Origin of the sequence: Pelagovum sp. HNIBRBA483 (genome assembly GCF_040931995.1) — a bacterium.
Lineage (GTDB): Bacteria > Pseudomonadota > Alphaproteobacteria > Rhodobacterales > Rhodobacteraceae > JAEPMR01.
This window is the reverse complement of the sequence record NZ_CP162412.1, coordinates 42882-60926: the sequence shown is the minus strand read 5'-3', so window position 1 is coordinate 60926 and position 18045 is coordinate 42882. Positions and strand designations below refer to the sequence as shown.

The following is an 18045-nucleotide window of genomic DNA, read 5'->3' as shown; positions in this document are numbered from 1 at the left end:
GCCGCACTAGCCGAGCACAGGCGGCTCCTCCATCAGCGCCGCCAGCCATGCCAGTTCCTGTCCGATTCCTGCCTCCGCGACCGCACGCGCCGCCCCAAGCCGCGCGCTGTCAGGCTTGTTCTGACCCAGTTTCCATGTTCCGTCCACGCTGGCGATGGTCAGCCGATAAGGCACGATCTGCCGCATCATCCGCTCCATCAAGCCTTCGGTCATTTTTTCGGATAGCCAGGGCGCTTTCGGCAGCAACCGCTCCTCGAAATGCGCGCTTAACGCCTCGATCAGCCCGCGCAGGTCGTCGGCTGGTAGCGGGGCAATGTTACCGCGCAGATGCACCGCGACATAATTCCACGTCGGCACCTGATCCTCGATCCCGTACCAATCGGGCGAAATATAGCTGTCACCACCTGACAGGGCGAATACCGCAGGCACCGGCTCTTTGACCTCCCGCGCAATGGGGTTCGACCGTACAAGATGAAAGTCGGCGGTCACTCCGTCATCCGAAAGCAGCAGCGGCACATGCGATACGAGCGGCCCCGCTGCCCCATTGATGCTCAATATGCCAAAGCCACGCTTCCGCGCGAAATCAAGGTTCAGAGCCTCGTTCTTGGTGCGAAAAGCGGGATTCGGATGCATGGCGGCTCCTAGCTGACGGGTTGGCCCGTCAGCTGTTGGCCAATGCGCCCGATGATATCTGCGGTGATGATCGCACTCTCAGGTAGGTCGGTGTCAAAAGCAACTTCGGTAAATTGTTCCGTCCGGCCCATCCGCGGGTTCTCCATCAATACCGCATGGCGTCGCCCTTTTTGCTGCGCCAGATGTTCCGCAACCTTCGCATCGCCAGCTTCCCGTAAACGCGCCGCGCGTTCCTTGATCGCTTTGCCATTGACCTGCGGCATCCGCGCAGCGGGCGTGCCTTGGCGCGGGGAATAGGGGAACACATGCAGCCAAGTCAGATCGCATTCGCGAACCAGCTTCAGCGAATTTTCAAAATGCGCCTCTGTTTCCGTCGGAAATCCTGCAATCAAGTCGGCCCCGAAGGTCATGTCAGGCCGTACTTTCCGCGCATCCTCGCAAAAGCGGATCGCATCATCCCGCAAATGCCGCCGTTTCATCCGTTTCAGGATCAGATCATCGCCATGTTGCAGGCTCAGATGCAAATGCGGCATCAGGCGCGGCTCGGTGGCAATCGCCTGCATCAGGTTCTCGTCCACCTCGATCGAGTCGATAGATGAGATCCGCAGCCGCGGCAAATCCGGCACCAGTTTGAGGATGCGCATCACCAGATCGCCCAGCTTCGGGTTGGCGGGGAGATCGGCCCCCCAGCTTGTCAGGTCCACGCCGGTCAGCACGACCTCGTTGTAGCCCGACTGCACCAGCCGCTTGATCTGATCCACCACCGTTCCGGCAGGGACCGAGCGCGAATTGCCCCGCCCGAACGGAATAATGCAAAAGGTGCAGCGGTGGTCACAGCCGTTTTGTACCTGCACATAGGCACGGCTCCGCGTACCAAACCCGTCAATCAGATGGCCGGCCGTTTCCGTAACGGCCATGATGTCATTCACCTGCACCGGCTCTGTCTCGCCAATGAAATCAGGCGCAAGCTTGGCCCAAGTGGCAGGCTGCATCTTCTCCGTATTGCCGACCACCAGATCAACCTCACCCATCTTGGCAAAGGTTTCCGGCTCCGTTTGCGCCGCACAGCCCGTGACGACGAGCCGCGCATTCGGGTTATCCCGGCGCAGCTTCCGAATCTCCTGTCGCGCCTTGCGCACGGCTTCTGCCGTCACCGCACAGGTATTCACGACCACCAGATCAGAGACACCCGCCTGCGCTGCAAGCTCCTTCATCGCTTCCGTTTCATAAGCGTTGAGTCGGCAGCCAAGAGTGGTGAATTTCGGGGCAGCAGGGCGCATATCAGCCGTTCCAAACCCCGTCGAACACATGCGCGGTCGGGCCGGTCATCCAGACCCCATCCTCGCGCCAGTCGATATGAATCGTGCCGCCATCCAGCTCAATCGTCACCTTGCGCCCCGTCAGCCCGCGTCGCGCGGCCGCTACGGCCGTTGCACAAGAAGACGAACCGGACGCCAGCGTCAGCCCCGCGCCCCGTTCCCAGACCCGCATACGAATATGGTCCGGCCCGATAAGCTGCGCGAATTGCACATTGGTCCGCTGCGGGTAGAGCGGGTGACGCTCATACCGCGCGCCTTCGGTTGCGACGTCAATCGCGGCCACATCCTCCACGAAGAACGTACAATGCGGATTACCCATTCCCGTCGCGGTTGGCGCGCCTTCGATTGGCAACTCCAGCGTATCCATCTCCTCCGCCAGCGGAATTTCCTGCCAGTGCAGCTGCGGCTGGCCCATATTTACAGAAGTCAGCCCGTCACCAGCATCCTGCGCCAAGAGCGTCCCGCGTGCGGTGGTCAAGCTCAGTGATGTGCACTGTTTCTCAGCCATCAAAAAGCGCGCGATACAGCGGGTGGCATTCCCGCAAGCGGCAGAATGGCTCCCATCCGCATTCCAGAATGTCAGATGCGCATCCGCGCCGCTGTCAGAATCAGAAATTACCGCTAATTGGTCAAACCCAACGCCGCGATGCCGGTCCGCCATTGCAATCGCCAATTCCGAATCGACGCGCGAAGGTTTTCCCCGCTCGTCGATGACGACAAAGTCGTTGCCCAGCCCGTGCATTTTCATGAACGGCAGGCCATTATCCCGCGTGTTCTGCATTTCGGCGCGTATACTGCGCTCCCAACACGAAATCCAGAGCTTCGCGCATTTGTGGGGTTGACCCCATTTGCCACTCTTTCTAGAAGCGCCGCCAGTGGGCCGTTAGCTCAGTTGGTAGAGCAACTGACTTTTAATCAGTGGGTCGCAGGTTCGAATCCTGCACGGCTCACCACTACCGCCAGTCAAACCAAGACAGAGCAACGCTAACTGCGTTGTGAATTGTCTATTGTTTCCGGGCCAGAGCCTGCGCCGAGCAACTCCTGCACTAACGGGTTCGGGAACCGCCTGCGCAGGGTGATCGCGTAGAATGTTTCGCGTATTTGCGGATGGTCCAGCGCTTCGACCAGGCGACCGTTGGCCAGCTCGTCCTTCACCACAACAGGCGCCACAAGAGCCAGCCCGATGTCTTCACGGGCCAGCAGGCGCATCATTGCCATGTCGTCGACCTCTGCCACGATCTGCGGCCGCACCGCCAACCGGCTTGCCAATGCGTCAAAGGCCGTGCGCACGCTGTTGTCCCCCGTGGGCAGGATGAACGGCTGTTCCCTGAGCAACGCCGCGATCGGTTTCTTTGGATCAAGCCGCTGCGGTGTGCCCACGATGCTGACAGGTTGCTCCGCCAACCGGTGCGTTTCATAGGGGGTCAGGCTGTCGCGCGGCGGTTCGCGGTTCATCAAAACCACATCGACGTTCAGCGATTCGAGCCCCTCAAGCAGTTCGGCAGGGCTTCCGGACCGCAAGATCACCTCCACATCCGGCCGCGTCAGAAGCGGGCGGAGGAAACCGATCTGAAAGTTTCGCGAAAGCGTCGATAGCGCCCCGACCCTGAGCGCCTTCCGGCTTCGCCCCGCCTCTTGCAATGTGGCGACAAGCTCTTGCCCAGTCGCAAAAATCGCATCCGCATGATCGAGCGCAATGCGTCCTGCTTCGGTCAGATGTAGTTGTCGCCCGCGCCGTTCGAACAGCGGATGGCCGAGACGTTCTTCAAGCTGTTTGATCTGCACCGACAGCGCCGATTGCGACAGGTTCAGCCGGTCGGCAGTGCGGGTGAGGTTCCCGTCATGCGCCACCGCCCAGAAATACCGGAGATGATGATAGTTGAGAGGCATATGTTCTATCTAATAGAACGATTAATTAAAAACAATGAATTTAACATATTTATGCGCCTGTCTTATCTGCGAACCAATCGCGTTGCCGCGCTGAAAGACAAGGACACCGCCCATGAGCTTCTACTTTCTTCTCCCCCTCCTGGGGCCGCTCCTCCTCCTCGCCACTGCTGCCTATGCTGCCCGACAGCCATCAGATGCAGATGCTGGCCGCATCGCGCAGTTGGCGGAAGCGGCATCTTTCACAACGCTGCTGCTGGCCGTGGCTTCCGCCACGCTTCTCTATGTCTTTGGCAACGGCACCTCGGTACTGATTGGGCTGTTCGGCATCGGCCTTTCGGTCAGGCTCGATGCAGTCAGCGCAACAATGTTGCTACTCGTCGGACTGATCGGCTGGGTCGTGATGCGCTATTCCCGCACCTATATGGACGGTGAGCCGCGTCAAACCTTCTTTGTGACATGGATGTCGGCAACGCTGGCGGCGGTGCTGCTCTTGGTTATCGCGGGTAATCTCGTTCAGCTTGCCCTTGCATGGCTGGCGACCAGCCTCGCGCTGAACAAACTCCTCCTGTTCTACCCCGAGCGCACCACAGCCCGCCGCGCCGCGCGCAAGAAAGCCTCTGTCGCGCGTGGCAGCGAAGGCGCGCTCTTTCTCGCCTTCCTGCTGCTGGCGGTCGGTTACGGCACGACAGATATCGCCACGCTTCTTTCTGTCGTCACGCCCGATGGGTTCACGATTACCGCCGCCGCGCTCTTGGCAATCGCGGCCATACTGGCTTCAGCCCAGTTTCCCACCCACGGTTGGTTGACCGAGGTGATGGAAGCACCGACGCCTGTTTCCGCGCTGCTCCACGCTGGGGTGATCAACGCAGGCGGGTTCCTGTTGATCCGCTTCGCCGATGTGATGCTCGCCGCACCGGGGGTGATGGCGCTGTTGGTGATGCTCGGTGGTTTCACTGCGCTGTTTGGTGGCTTGGTCATGCTGACGCAGCCTGCGGTGAAAACCTCGCTCGCTTGGTCAACCATCGCGCAGATGGGCTTCATGGTGCTGCAATGCGGTCTTGCGCTCTTCCCTCTGGCGCTGCTGCATATCGTGGCGCATTCGCTCTACAAGGCACATGCCTTCCTCAGCGCAGGTGAGGCTGTGCGCAATGTCGCGCAAATCCGCCGCCCTGGGCCGGTGGCCGTGCCGTCTGCACGCAATGTTCTGCATGCCTTCGGCGCGGCGATCCTGATCTATGGCCTGATTGGTGTGCTCTTCGGCTTCGATGGCAAGTCCGTGCAAGCGATCACCTTGGGCGTCATTCTCATCTTCGGCGTCGCCTACCTTCTTGCGCAAGGCTTTGCCGATGCCGCCCCCGCCGCCCTCACGCGGCGCACCGTGATCTACGCTGGTGCAAACTCGGTCAGTTATTTTCTGCTGCAAAAGGCCGCGAAAGCCCTGACCGAAGGCACCCTGCCAGCCACACCAGCACCGGGGCCACTCGAATGGGCGCTGATCCTGTTGGCGCTGTTCAGCTTTGGGGTCGTCGCGGTGGCACAAGCGACCTTCCCGCTCTGGGCATCGCATCCCACCGCCCTCGGCATTCGTGTGCATCTCTCCAACGGGCTCTACGCGAATGCCCTTTTCGACCGGCTCCTTGGCGGCTGGTCCAAGCGCTCCTCTATTTGAGAAAGGCAACCCGATCATGTTTATGAGACACGAGACTTTTCCCGCCGCCTTGCTTGAACTGGTGTCGGCTGCCAATGAGGCCGTCAAACAAATCCCGCCGCTGTTTCCGCTGTCCTCCAGCGTCGCGGTGAACCCCTTCCTCGGGCAAACGGGCGCGTCTCTCCCTGTCACATCCGCCCAGCTGGCGCGGGTTGCCGGCACCCGCATCATGCCCGCCCGCAGCCAATGGACCGATAAACTCACCAGTGGGGACATGACCGATGATGACATCCGCGCAGCGCTGGCCTTGGTTGATGCAGGCGCGCACGATCTACGCCTTGACGAGGTAAAATCTGCCCTGAGCCAAGAGCGCCCCGCGCCTGTTGCCATGCCTACCGTCTCGCATATCGCCGCAGGTGTTTCCGGCATCGACTGGCCCTGCCTGATCGAAGAGCGCATCGGTGCCTTTGCCGCCAGCTACTTTGACGAAGGGCAGGCGCTCTGGCAGCCCGCCCGCACCGGCGGCGCATATGTCTCGTGGCGTGAATTTGCCTCCCGTGATCTGACGCCCGAAATTCAGGGTCTGCGCGGCTTCGGGGCCTTCGTCGCAGAAACACCGCGCTCCCCTTGGCGGGCGCTGGGCAACGCAACCGAAGCACTCGGCGTTTCGCCCGAGGCCGTTCCCTTGTTTTTTCACCGGCAATTGGCCTCGTTGGGCGGCTGGGCGCAATACGGGCGCTACCGTCTGTGGCAGGCCGAACTGCAAGGCGAAAATGACACAACCGCCGCGGAACTTCTGACCATCCGCGTGTTGTTCGATGCAGCCCTCTTTGCGCTGTACCAAGACCAGATCGCCGAACGGTGGAACGAGACTGTCGCCACCTATGCGCAGCCACTGACGCCAGAGCGTGACGATCTGATTGACGCGGTTCTGCAAACCGCCGCCGAGTATGCTGCACAGCGGACCCTCGCCGCGCGTCTCGAGGTCGCGTCCAAAGAACCGCACTCCACCCGCGCGGCGGTGCAGGCCGCCTTTTGCATAGATGTGCGCTCCGAGGTCTTTCGCCGTGCGCTCGAAACACAAGACAAGCGGATCGAAACGATCGGGTTTGCGGGCTTCTTCGGATTGGCCACAAGCCATGCCGCTGCTGGCTCTGACGTTTGCGAAACACGCGGTCCAGTTCTGCTGAACGCAGGGCTGGCAACCCGTGCGGAGGAATCCGCCGCCGCCGACCGCAACCGCCGTTTCGGCGCGCGGGCAAAACGTGCATGGGGGCGGTTCAAGCTCGCCGCAGTTTCCTCCTTCGCTTTCGTGGAGGCAACCGGCCCCGTCTATGCGGGCAAACTGGTGCGCGATGCGGTGGGCTTTTCGCATCACGGACCGAAGCCCGAGCCTGCGCCACGGTTCGACCCCCTGCTTGACCTGCCGCAGCGGGTCGCCATCGCACGGACTGTCTTGAACGCGATGTCGCTCACCAAGGATTTCGCGCGGATCGTCATGCTCGCGGGCCACGGAGCCAACGTCACCAATAACCCGCACGAAAGCGCTTTGCATTGTGGCGCTTGCGGTGGCTATGCAGGTGATGTGAATGCGCGGCTTCTCGCGGGGTTGCTCAATGAGCCTAGCGTTCGTGATGGTCTGCGCGACGAAGGCATTGATATCCCGTCCGATACGCTCTTCCTTGCCGCCCTGCACGATACTACCACCGACATGGTGAAGCTGTATCACGAAGATCAGCCCACCAGCGCATGGGCGAGCGAGCTGCGCGAACTGCGCGGTTGGCTTCAAGCGGCTGGCAGCCTTGCCCGCGCTGAACGTGCCACGCGCCTACCGCGTGCTTCCGGCGAGAAGGATATCGCCCGCCGCGCCGCTGACTGGTCCGAACTGCGCCCCGAATGGGGGCTTGCGGGTTGTCGTGCGTTCATCGCCGCGCCGCGCGGCCGCACAGCCGGCACCGCGCTGTCGGGTCAGGCGTTTCTGCATTCATATGATTGGCGGGCCGATGCTGATTTCGCGGTGCTCGAGCTGATCATGACGGCGCCTGTCGTCGTCGCCAGCTGGATCAGCCTGCAATATTACGGTTCGACCGTCGCACCTGCGGTGTTCGGCGGTGGCAATAAGCTCCTGCACAATGTCGTGGGTGGCGTCGGCGTACTCGAGGGCAATGGCGGCGCGCTCAAAGGCGGGCTGCCGTGGCAGTCCGTTCATGACGGACACAGCTATCAGCACGACCCGCTGCGCCTTTCGGTGGCGATCGAAGCCCCGCGCGAGGCTATGTCAAAGGTGCTCGCCCGCCATCCTGAGGTGGCGAAACTCTTCGACAATGGCTGGCTCCACCTCTTTGCGATGGACGATGAAGGCAAACTGGCGTGGCGCTATGTCAAAGGCGACTGGCAACCGGCTTTTGATGATGCCACCCACGCCCAGCAAATCGCTGCTGAGTAAAACAACCGCTCAGGCTGTCACAGGCCTGAGCACCACGCCGTCCCGCCCGATTGTCAGTGGGCCGTCCCAGTGTTTGCGCACCTCTGCGCGCCAGTGCTCTTCGGTAAAGTCCGGATCCCCGTCCGGCACCATATGGGTCAGCGCCAGATGGCCCACGCCCGCATCACGCGCGATCCTGCCCACATCCTCGGCGGGCGTGTGACTGCGGTAAATATGGGTCCGCAAGCGCTCGTCGCCATTGGTCATCCGCCGCAGCAGCGCCTCCACACCTGCGGGCAGCATCGCTTCATGAATGAGGATGTCGGCGCCCCGCGCGAAATCGGCCATCTCCGGCATATAGGCGGTATCGCCCGATATCACGATGCTCCCCGCCTCACAGTCGAACCGCAGCGCATAGCTTTCTCGGAAAGGCGGATGCACATTCCGCATTGCGCTTATGCAAAGGCCGTCCAATTCGTAAAAATCACCCTCATTGATGCGCGTGATCTCCGCCAAAGGTTCCAGCGGCACGCGCCCTTCGTCCTCGATCCGCAGCAGGACGTCGCCCGCCATCGCCTCAAGAAACCCCCGCCAATAGGCGGCAAGCCCGCTCGGGCCGTAAACCGGCACTGGTGTTGTACGGCCAGCGGTCCATGCCGTGTGTAGCAACGGGCCGAGCTCTAGATAATGGTCAGAATGCAAATGCGTGATAACGATCAGATCAATGTCGGTCAGGGCGACACCTGCATCACAAAGCCCACGCGCCGCGCCCAGTCCGGCGTCTACAAGGATCGTCTTGCCGCCCATGCGGATCAGATTCGAATTCGGCATATGCGAGCCGGGCCGGATCGCTGGCCCTCCTTTGACCCCAAGCAGAACCGCCTCAAACATACTTGCCTCCCTTTGAACCGAACAGGGAGACTTCTGCACGCCCCTTACAAAAAGGAAAGCCCCGCATGGGGGCGGGGCTTTCCGGGACAAAGCGATCTGGAATTATTGGGGGGGGAGGATCACTTTGTCGATCACATGGATCACGCCGTTCGAGGCTTCGATATCGGCGGCAGTCACGTTTGCGTCGTTCACGGTCACGCCGTCCATCGTGCCGATGGTGATTTCCGCACCATTGACCGTCGCGGCCATCATGCCGTCGGACAGATCACCGGACATCACCTTACCGGCGACGACATGATAGGTCAGGATCGCAGCCAACGCTTCCGGATCGGCCAGCAGTCCCTCCACGGTGCCTTCCGGCAGCGCGGCGAATGCATCATCGGTCGGTGCGAAAACGGTGAACGGTCCGTCACCCTTCAGCACGTCAACAAGCCCTGCGGCTTCGACGGCGGCAACAAGCGTGGTGAAGCTTCCGGCTTCGATTGCGGTATCGACGATGTCCATCGAGTGTCCGCCAGCGAAAGCCTGCGAGCTCAGAGCGGTCGCGGTAGTGAGGGCAAGGAAAGTTCTGCGTAGCATAGAGTTCTCCCAAAGGTTTCCAATGCCGTGTTTGGCATCGTAAGGGGTTACTCCTCTGGTTGCGGATTGGATCACTGCAATTTCTGCGTTTCTGCCATTGACCGAAAAGCCGCCCGCGCTAAGCAACAGCGCTTTTGCTTTTCTACTCAATTCACTGTGACCGGATGTGAGAATTCGCGAGCATTTTCGGACGAATTTGAACCGCCGTTGTCAAACGTTACAATCATCAACAGAGTTGTGAGCCAAGGTGAATCGCTTTTTGCCTCGGCATTCTACATAGATGATGAAAGGAAATGAGGAGGCATCCGATGGCCCACCGTTGGCGCAACACTTTGACGACCGCAGATGTGACACCCGAAGCCTACTGGCTGAACCGGCGGCAATTGATTGCAGGTGGCGCTTCCGGTCTTGGCCTCGCCGCGCTGGGCGGAGCCGCGCATGCCAATACAGGTCTTGAGCCCAACACTTGGGAAGAGATCACCTCTTATAATAACTACTACGAGTTCGGCACCGGCAAGGAAGATCCCGCCCGCAACGCTGGCGGCCTGCGGACCGAGCCTTGGACGATCACCGTCGATGGTCTTGTCGATAACCCGGGTGAATACAGCCTCGATGACCTGATCGGTGGTTTGACGGTGGAGGAGCGCATTTACCGCTTCCGCTGTGTCGAGGCTTGGTCGATGGTCGTTCCGTGGAACGGGATCGAACTGGCCGATATTCTCAACCGCGTCGGCGTACAGGCCGGCGCGCGCTACGTTGCGTTTGAAACCGCAGTCCAGCCCGATGTGATGATCGGTGTCCGGCGGCGGGTGCTTCCGTTCCCCTACGTCGAAGGTTTGCGCATTGATGAGGCCATGCATCCGTTGACCCTTATGGCCACCGGCATTTACGGGCGCCCGATTCCAAACCAGAACGGTGCGCCGATCCGTTTGGTGGTGCCGTGGAAGTACGGTTTCAAATCCATCAAGTCGATCGTGCGGATCAGCCTCGTCACCGACGAGCCTCCCGCTTCGTGGAACCGCGCCGCGCCGCAGGAATACGGCTTCTATAGTAATGTGAACCCCAACGTGGATCACCCGCGCTGGAGTCAGGCCACCGAGCGGCGTGTCGGGGGCGGGTTGTTTGCCAAGCGAATCCCGACCTTGATGTTCAACGGCTACGAAGATGAGGTCGCTGGGCTCTACGAAGGCATGGACCTCAGCCGCTACTACTAGGATCAGTCATGGCGTTAGCATTGGTTTCCGTGATTACCTGCCCTCATTGCGGTGAGGCCAAGCACGAGACGATGCCGACCGACGCCTGCCAGTGGTACTATGAATGTACGGGCTGCGGCCAGCTGCTGCGCCCCAGGGCGGGCGACTGCTGTGTCTATTGTTCATATGGCACCGTTCCATGCCCGCCCGTCCAAAAAGGAGAGAGCTGTTGTCAGAGCCCCTCGTCCAGTTCGTAAACAGTCAATCCCGCCGCCTCCCGATCTGGCCGTTCTACCTGATCGGCTTCGCGTGGGCGGGGTGGCTGTTCTTTCTGGCGGCGACGGGGGCGCTTGGGGTCGAGCCGATCGAGGCATTGGAGCACCGCTACGGCAAACTTGCCTTGCAGCTCTTTATCGTCGTGCTGGCCATCACCCCGCTGCGGCGGCATGTCGGCCTCAACTTCCTGCGCTTCCGGCGGATACTCGGCCTGCTCACTTTCTTCTTCGTGCTTGCTCATCTCATGGTCTGGGCGCTTCTTGATGTGCAGAGCGTCGAGCGGGTCTGGGCCGATATTGTGAAGCGCCCCTATATAACTGTCGGGATGACCGCCTTCGCCTTGCTGGTGCCGCTTGCAATCACGTCAAACAACCGTTCCCTGCGTCGCCTCGGCGCCGCGACGTGGCGGCGGCTGCACCGGCTGACCTATCCTGCTGCCATCCTTGGGGCGATTCACTATCTTTGGCTGGTGAAGGGCTTTCAGATCGAGCCGATTCTTTACACGGCCGCGATTCTGGGCCTCCTCGCATTGCGGATTCGGCTGCCAGAACGCCGCATCGCCAACTGATTCACGCTGCTTTGCTGTTTGTGGATGGTTGACCGGTAATTTTCCGCAATGCCGCAGGCGGTGAGGCGCAACAAAACCTCCCTAAGCCCCCCTAAACAAAGGAAAATCACCTGCGCCTCGCTTTTTTTGCATTTTCTATGTAAAAAGGGGTTGCGGGTTTTTTTCGTAGTCCGTAGATAGCGCTTCACCGGCGGCGCTGAGGCGATGAGCTTGAGGGATCGGCGGGGAACATCAGAGGTTAAGCGGGGCGGGCGCGCCGGAAGATTAGGGCGCATCGGTTTCGTTTTGTCTTTGGTTGCTTTTTGACATTGTAGTATATCTGAAGAGATATGTGGGCGGTTTGGTTCATTCGATGGATCAGACGTCTGTATATCGCGCTCTTAGGTTTCGCCCTCAAGTAGCCGCAAGGCGGTAGGGCATATGTTACCGATGATGGAGTGTCAGCTTCACTGTTTGGCGGCTTTCGGTATCTTTTGGTACCTGAAGCACAACAAACAGAGAACTTTTGATTGTGGGGCCTTTCCTTAGCCGGGTGGTCCGCTGCTGCGCTCAAGTAGCGAAGCGGTAGCGCAATCAAAGATGTGCAGAGGTTCGAACGTCAAGGATAGCGCTGTAAGGCGCTTTCAACTTGAGAGTTTGATCCTGGCTCAGAACGAACGCTGGCGGCAGGCCTAACACATGCAAGTCGAGCGAGACCTTCGGGTCTAGCGGCGGACGGGTTAGTAACGCGTGGGAACGTGCCCTTCACTACGGAATAGTCCCGGGAAACTGGGTTTAATACCGTATACGCCCTTCGGGGGAAAGAATTTCGGTGAAGGATCGGCCCGCGTCTGATTAGGTAGTTGGTGGGGTAATGGCCTACCAAGCCTACGATCAGTAGCTGGTTTGAGAGGATGATCAGCAACACTGGGACTGAGACACGGCCCAGACTCCTACGGGAGGCAGCAGTGGGGAATCTTAGACAATGGGGGCAACCCTGATCTAGCCATGCCGCGTGAGTGACGAAGGCCTTAGGGTCGTAAAGCTCTTTCGCTGGGGAAGATAATGACTGTACCCAGTAAAGAAACCCCGGCTAACTCCGTGCCAGCAGCCGCGGTAATACGGAGGGGGTTAGCGTTGTTCGGAATTACTGGGCGTAAAGCGCGCGTAGGCGGACTATTAAGTCAGGGGTGAAATCCCGGGGCTCAACCCCGGAACTGCCTTTGATACTGGTAGTCTTGAGTTCGAGAGAGGTGAGTGGAATTCCGAGTGTAGAGGTGAAATTCGTAGATATTCGGAGGAACACCAGTGGCGAAGGCGGCTCACTGGCTCGATACTGACGCTGAGGTGCGAAAGTGTGGGGAGCAAACAGGATTAGATACCCTGGTAGTCCACACCGTAAACGATGAATGCCAGACGTCGGGGCGCTTGCGCTTCGGTGTCACACCTAACGGATTAAGCATTCCGCCTGGGGAGTACGGTCGCAAGATTAAAACTCAAAGGAATTGACGGGGGCCCGCACAAGCGGTGGAGCATGTGGTTTAATTCGAAGCAACGCGCAGAACCTTACCAACCCTTGACATCCTCGGACCGTCCCAGAGATGGGTCTTTCACTTCGGTGACCGAGTGACAGGTGCTGCATGGCTGTCGTCAGCTCGTGTCGTGAGATGTTCGGTTAAGTCCGGCAACGAGCGCAACCCACACCCTTAGTTGCCAGCATTCAGTTGGGCACTCTAGGGGAACTGCCCGTGATAAGCGGGAGGAAGGTGTGGATGACGTCAAGTCCTCATGGCCCTTACGGGTTGGGCTACACACGTGCTACAATGGCAGTGACAATGGGTTAATCCCAAAAAACTGTCTCAGTTCGGATTGGGGTCTGCAACTCGACCCCATGAAGTCGGAATCGCTAGTAATCGCGTAACAGCATGACGCGGTGAATACGTTCCCGGGCCTTGTACACACCGCCCGTCACACCATGGGAGTTGGGTCTACCCGAAGGCGGTGCGCCAACCTTTCGAGGGGGCAGCCGACCACGGTAGGCTCAGCGACTGGGGTGAAGTCGTAACAAGGTAGCCGTAGGGGAACCTGCGGCTGGATCACCTCCTTTCTAAGGATGATGCTAGTTGACCAGCTTGCTGGTCACATGGATCACTTAGCAAAAGACCGGCATTGACCGGTCACATCACGGACCAGGCCGTCCTCATATCTCTTCAGTTATCCAGTGGCGCAGGGGCCACTAAGACGGGGCGTTAGCTCAGCTGGGAGAGCACCTGCTTTGCAAGCAGGGGGTCATCGGTTCGATCCCGATACGCTCCACCAATACCGGAGCCGGCCGCCTATCGGGTGCGAGACGCTCCACCGCGAATGGGTCGGTAGCTCAGGTGGTTAGAGCGCACGCCTGATAAGCGTGAGGTCGGAGGTTCAAGTCCTCCTCGACCCACCATTCCCCTTTCGATTTGACCGGCAAGCATTTTTTGGAATGTTTGCCCGTCCAATCGGACGCATTGACATCGTAAAGAGAGATCAACACATCAGAACTGCTGATGATCCGCGTGAGGATCATCTCGGGACCCGCACTCAAGTTGCCGTAAGGTGGTAGTGCATTATGGGAGCCCACGAGCAGTTTTGTCCAAGTCAAGTACACTAACCAAATTGCTCCCCTTCTGAACCAGTGGGGGAGTGGGAAATGTATGACTTTTGATCAGAGAGACATTCGGTTTGCGGCGACGTGATCCGAGGGACCAACCGCAGCACAAAAGGTCGGTCTTCAGTGCAGTGATGCGCTGGAACGGTCTTGTTCTTTCTGGATCAAATCAAGCGCGAAAAGGGCGTTTGGTGGATGCCTAGGCAGTAAGAGGCGATGAAGGACGTGATACTCTGCGATAAGCTTGGGGGAGGTGAGAATAACCTTTGATCCCAAGATCTCCGAATGGGGCAACCCACCTGATTGTTCATTATTGTTGTCTTCTGACAGTCAATAATGTTCAAAAACAGGTACTTAAGACCTGAATACATAGGGTTTTAAGAGCAAACCCGGGGAACTGAAACATCTAAGTACCCGGAGGAAAGGAAATCAACAGATACTCCGCTAGTAGTGGCGAGCGAACGCGGACCAGCCGAGCAATGAGAGTGACCAGAACTGGTTGGAAAACCGGGCCATAGTGGGTGACAGCCCCGTATGGGAAGCTCAATTTGACGTATTAAGTAGGGCGGGACACGTGAAATCCTGTCTGAAGATCGGGGGACCACCCTCGAAGGCTAAGTACTCCTTACTGACCGATAGTGAACCAGTACCGTGAGGGAAAGGTGAAAAGCACCCCGACGAGGGGAGTGAAACAGTACCTGAAACCGGACGCCTACAAGCAGTCGGAGGGGCCTCGAGCCCTGACGGCGTACCTTTTGTATAATGGGTCATCGACTTGGTGTTACGAGCAAGCTTAAGCCGATAGGTGTAGGCGCAGCGAAAGCGAGTCTTAATAGGGCGCATGAGTTCGTGGCATCAGACCCGAAACCGAGTGATCTAGGCATGGCCAGGTTGAAGGTGCGGTAACACGCACTGGAGGACCGAACCCACATCCGTTGAAAAGGATCGGGATGAGCTGTGCCTAGGGGTGAAAGGCCAATCAAACTCGGAGATAGCTGGTTCTCCGCGAAATCTATTTAGGTAGAGCGTCATCCGAATACCCTCGGGGGTAGAGCACTGGATGGGTAATGGGGCCCCACAGGCTTACTGATCCTAACCAAACTCCGAATACCGAGGAGTACTAGATGGCAGACACACGGCGGGTGCTAACGTCCGTCGTGGAGAGGGAAACAACCCTGACCTACAGCTAAGGCCCCCAATTCATGGCTAAGTGGGAAAGCAGGTGGGACGACCAAAACAACCAGGAGGTTGGCTTAGAAGCAGCCATCCTTTAAAGATAGCGTAACAGCTCACTGGTCTAATTAAGTTGTCCTGCGGCGAAGATGTAACGGGGCTCAAGCCATGAGCCGAAGCTTAGGACTGCGTATGCAGTGGTAGCGGAGCGTAGTGTGACATAGATCCTATCCTCTTTAGCGTCCTTCGGGGCGCCTTGGAGGATCATGGATCTTTCTGTGAAGCCGGGCTGTAAGGCATCCGGTGGAGAGATCACTAGCGAGAATGATGACATGAGTAGCGACAAAGAGGGTGAGAGACCCTCTCGCCGAAAGTCCAAGGGTTCCTGCTTAAAGCTAATCTGAGCAGGGTAAGCCGACCCCTAAGGCGAGGCCGAAAGGCGTAGTCGATGGGAACCAGGTTAATATTCCTGGGCCATGTGGTGGTGACGGATCGCAAGTGTAGTTCAGCCTTATCGGATTGGTTGGGCTGCTGAGCGGTTCCTGGAAATAGCCCCACTATTAGATCGTACCCTAAACCGACACAGGTGGACTGGTAGAGAATACCAAGGCGCTTGAGAGAACGATGTTGAAGGAACTCGGCAAAATACCTCCGTAAGTTCGCGAGAAGGAGGCCCGGTTCTAAGGCAACTTGGAGCTGGGGGCACAAACCAGGGGGTGGCGACTGTTTACTAAAAACACAGGGCTCTGCGAAGTCGCAAGACGACGTATAGGGTCTGACGCCTGCCCGGTGCCTGAAGGTTAAAAGGAGGAGTGCAAGCTCCGAATTGAAGCCCAGGTAAACGGCGGCCGTAACTATAACGGTCCTAAGGTAGCGAAATTCCTTGTCGGGTAAGTTCCGACCTGCACGAATGGCGTAACGACTTCCCCGCTGTCTCCAACATCGACTCAGCGAAATTGAATTGCCTGTCAAGATGCAGGCTACCCGCGGTTAGACGGAAAGACCCCGTGCACCTTTACTACAACTTCGCACTGGCATCAGGCACAACATGTGCAGGATAGGTGGTAGGCTTCGAAGCAGGGACGCCAGTCTCTGTGGAGCCTCCCTTGAGATACCACCCTTGTTCTGCTTGATGTCTAACCGCGGCCCGTTATCCGGGTCCGGGACCCTGCGTGGTGGGTAGTTTGACTGGGGCGGTCGCCTCCCAAACAGTAACGGAGGCGCGCGAAGGTTGGCTCAGAGCGGTCGGAAATCGCTCGTTGAGTGCAATGGCAGAAGCCAGCCTGACTGCAAGACTGACAAGTCGAGCAGAGTCGAAAGACGGCCATAGTGATCCGGTGGTCCCGCGTGGAAGGGCCATCGCTCAACGGATAAAAGGTACGCCGGGGATAACAGGCTGATGATGCCCAAGAGTCCATATCGACGGCATCGTTTGGCACCTCGATGTCGGCTCATCTCATCCTGGGGCTGGAGCAGGTCCCAAGGGTATGGCTGTTCGCCATTTAAAGAGGTACGTGAGCTGGGTTTAGAACGTCGTGAGACAGTTCGGTCCCTATCTTCCGTGGGTGTAGGATACTTGAGAGGAGTTGCCCCTAGTACGAGAGGACCGGGGTGAACGATCCACTGGTGGACCTGTTGTCGTGCCAACGGCAGTGCAGGGTAGCTATGATCGGACAGGATAACCGCTGAAGGCATCTAAGCGGGAAGCCCCCCTCAAAACAAGGTATCCCTTGAGGACCGTGGTAGACCACCACGTCGATAGGCCGGAGATGTAAGCGCAGCAATGCGTTCAGTTGACCGGTACTAATGGTCCGATAGGCTTGATTTGATCCAGTAACAACAAGACGTTACTCAAATCAAAAGCATACACACACAATACAGTAAACTTGACTTAAAAAATGAGGACTTTCCTTGGTCTGGTGGCTATAGCACGAGCAAAACACCCGACCCCATTCCGAACTCGGCAGTTAAGTGCCGTCGCGCTGATGGTACTGCGTCTTAAGACGTGGGAGAGTAAGTCACCGCCAGACCTAGAAAAGTCCTCAGATCTCTCTTAACGATACCCCAATACCCAACGCGGGGTGGAGCAGCCCGGTAGCTCGTCAGGCTCATAACCTGAAGGTCGTAGGTTCAAATCCTACCCCCGCAACCAGTATTCCAACATATATATCAAACGTTTAGCCTCGCATCCGCGGAGCGCTCTGGCGTCGCCGCTCACGCTATTCCAGCGCATGTCGCGATTCTCCATCAATTCCCGCACCCAACAAAAAAGGGCCGCGCAAACGCGGCCCTTCGGTCTTCGGGAGAAAATCTTACCAGGAAGGACGCTCGAAGTCGTCGACGTTGCTCGGCAGTACCTTCGGCGTCTCGATGCCTTGCAGCGCAGGCACGTCGATACCGTTGGCAACCTTGATCGCCGTCTGGATCGCGAGGATCGCATCATCGATTGGCGATTGCTTGTTGGAGCCTGAATGCCATCCGGCCTTCATTGCATCCCAGCCTTCACCAAACTGGTTACAGGTCACAACCGCGACGTCGCCCGGTTCTTTGCCGGCACCTTGCAGCGCGCTGATGACGCCTAGGCCCATACCATCGTCAAACGCATAAACGCCGTCGATCTCATCGCCAAACTGGGTGAGGAAAGTTTCCATCACGGTTTGTGCTATCTCGCGGTTCCACTCAGCGGTCTGGCTGGCGAGGATATTGATGCCCGGGTAATCGTCGGCCATCTTATCGAGGAAGCAGTTCTTACGAAGGATCGACACGGTGTAACCAGGCGTACCCTCGACCACCACGATGTTGCCTTCGCCATCAAGCGCATCGGCAT

General features: G+C 58.5%; 12 protein-coding genes, 4 tRNA genes and 3 rRNA genes. 12 read left to right on the top strand and 7 right to left on the bottom strand.

Annotated elements, in window-relative coordinates:
• Window positions 1-6: 6 nt before the first annotated feature.
• The 3 genes from AB1E42_RS00320 to dapF are packed head-to-tail and all read right to left on the bottom strand — an operon-like array spanning window position 7 to window position 2733.
• Entirely contained in the window at window positions 7-633 is a 627-nt protein-coding gene (locus AB1E42_RS00320; protein ID WP_368345015.1) for an FMN-binding negative transcriptional regulator, read from the bottom strand.
• 8 nt (window positions 634-641) lie between these two features.
• On the bottom strand, window positions 642-1913 hold the full coding sequence (mtaB, locus tag AB1E42_RS00315; protein WP_368345014.1) for a tRNA (N(6)-L-threonylcarbamoyladenosine(37)-C(2))-methylthiotransferase MtaB: 1272 nt from the start codon (window positions 1911-1913) through the stop codon (window positions 642-644).
• Window position 1914: 1 nt separating this feature from the next.
• A complete protein-coding gene (gene dapF, locus AB1E42_RS00310) occupies window positions 1915-2733 on the bottom strand; it encodes a diaminopimelate epimerase (RefSeq protein WP_368345013.1) in 819 nt (272 codons plus the stop codon).
• 96 nt (window positions 2734-2829) lie between these two features.
• On the opposite strand from dapF, the gene AB1E42_RS00305 reads away from it, so the two are divergent.
• Window positions 2830-2905, top strand: a tRNA-Lys gene (locus tag AB1E42_RS00305).
• 31 nt (window positions 2906-2936) lie between these two features.
• Here AB1E42_RS00305 and AB1E42_RS00300 read toward each other — a convergent pair.
• The gene (locus AB1E42_RS00300) at window positions 2937-3842 is read right to left on the bottom strand and encodes a LysR family transcriptional regulator (RefSeq protein WP_368345012.1); all 906 of its coding nucleotides are present in this window, start codon (window positions 3840-3842) and stop codon (window positions 2937-2939) included.
• A gap of 112 nt (window positions 3843-3954) precedes the next feature.
• On the opposite strand from AB1E42_RS00300, the gene AB1E42_RS00295 reads away from it, so the two are divergent.
• Window positions 3955-5511: a proton-conducting transporter membrane subunit gene (locus AB1E42_RS00295; protein WP_368345011.1), complete on the top strand. Its 1557-nt coding sequence runs from the start codon at window positions 3955-3957 to the stop codon at window positions 5509-5511.
• A gap of 16 nt (window positions 5512-5527) precedes the next feature.
• The gene (locus AB1E42_RS00290; protein ID WP_368345010.1) at window positions 5528-7936 is read left to right on the top strand and encodes a YbcC family protein; all 2409 of its coding nucleotides are present in this window, start codon (window positions 5528-5530) and stop codon (window positions 7934-7936) included.
• A gap of 9 nt (window positions 7937-7945) precedes the next feature.
• Here the strand turns inward: AB1E42_RS00290 and AB1E42_RS00285 are convergent, their stop codons facing one another.
• Window positions 7946-8806: an MBL fold metallo-hydrolase gene (locus AB1E42_RS00285; RefSeq protein WP_368345009.1), complete on the bottom strand. Its 861-nt coding sequence runs from the start codon at window positions 8804-8806 to the stop codon at window positions 7946-7948.
• 102 nt (window positions 8807-8908) lie between these two features.
• Window positions 8909-9385: a fasciclin domain-containing protein gene (locus tag AB1E42_RS00280; protein WP_368345008.1), complete on the bottom strand. Its 477-nt coding sequence runs from the start codon at window positions 9383-9385 to the stop codon at window positions 8909-8911.
• A 308-nt stretch (window positions 9386-9693) separates the two neighbouring features.
• Here AB1E42_RS00280 and msrP point away from each other — a divergent pair, with 308 nt between their 5' ends.
• From msrP to AB1E42_RS00235, 9 genes are all read left to right on the top strand, one after another.
• On the top strand, window positions 9694-10599 hold the full coding sequence (gene msrP, locus AB1E42_RS00275; protein WP_368345007.1) for a protein-methionine-sulfoxide reductase catalytic subunit MsrP: 906 nt from the start codon (window positions 9694-9696) through the stop codon (window positions 10597-10599).
• A gap of 8 nt (window positions 10600-10607) precedes the next feature.
• Window positions 10608-10835, top strand: coding sequence for a GDCCVxC domain-containing (seleno)protein (locus AB1E42_RS00270; RefSeq protein WP_368345006.1), 228 nt, complete (start codon window positions 10608-10610; stop codon window positions 10833-10835).
• On the top strand, window positions 10808-11422 hold the full coding sequence (msrQ, locus tag AB1E42_RS00265) for a protein-methionine-sulfoxide reductase heme-binding subunit MsrQ (protein WP_368345005.1): 615 nt from the start codon (window positions 10808-10810) through the stop codon (window positions 11420-11422). The genes AB1E42_RS00270 and msrQ overlap by 28 nt, the downstream gene beginning before the upstream one ends.
• A 624-nt stretch (window positions 11423-12046) precedes the next feature.
• A 16S ribosomal RNA gene (locus AB1E42_RS00260) occupies window positions 12047-13508 on the top strand.
• 136 nt (window positions 13509-13644) lie between these two features.
• A tRNA-Ala gene (locus tag AB1E42_RS00255) sits at window positions 13645-13720 on the top strand.
• Window positions 13721-13767: 47 nt separating this feature from the next.
• Window positions 13768-13844: transfer RNA gene (locus AB1E42_RS00250), tRNA-Ile, on the top strand.
• 368 nt (window positions 13845-14212) lie between these two features.
• Window positions 14213-17046 (top strand): 23S ribosomal RNA (locus AB1E42_RS00245).
• A gap of 87 nt (window positions 17047-17133) precedes the next feature.
• Window positions 17134-17248: ribosomal RNA gene (gene rrf, locus AB1E42_RS00240) — 5S ribosomal RNA — on the top strand.
• Together the 16S, 23S and 5S rRNA genes with 3 tRNA genes alongside form the textbook arrangement of a ribosomal RNA operon.
• 45 nt (window positions 17249-17293) lie before the next feature.
• Window positions 17294-17370, top strand: a tRNA-Met gene (locus tag AB1E42_RS00235).
• Between the two features lie 160 nt (window positions 17371-17530).
• Here the strand turns inward: AB1E42_RS00235 and AB1E42_RS00230 are convergent.
• Window positions 17531-18013, bottom strand: coding sequence for a sugar ABC transporter substrate-binding protein (locus tag AB1E42_RS00230; protein WP_368345004.1), 483 nt, complete (start codon window positions 18011-18013; stop codon window positions 17531-17533).
• Window positions 18014-18045: the final 32 nt, after the last annotated feature.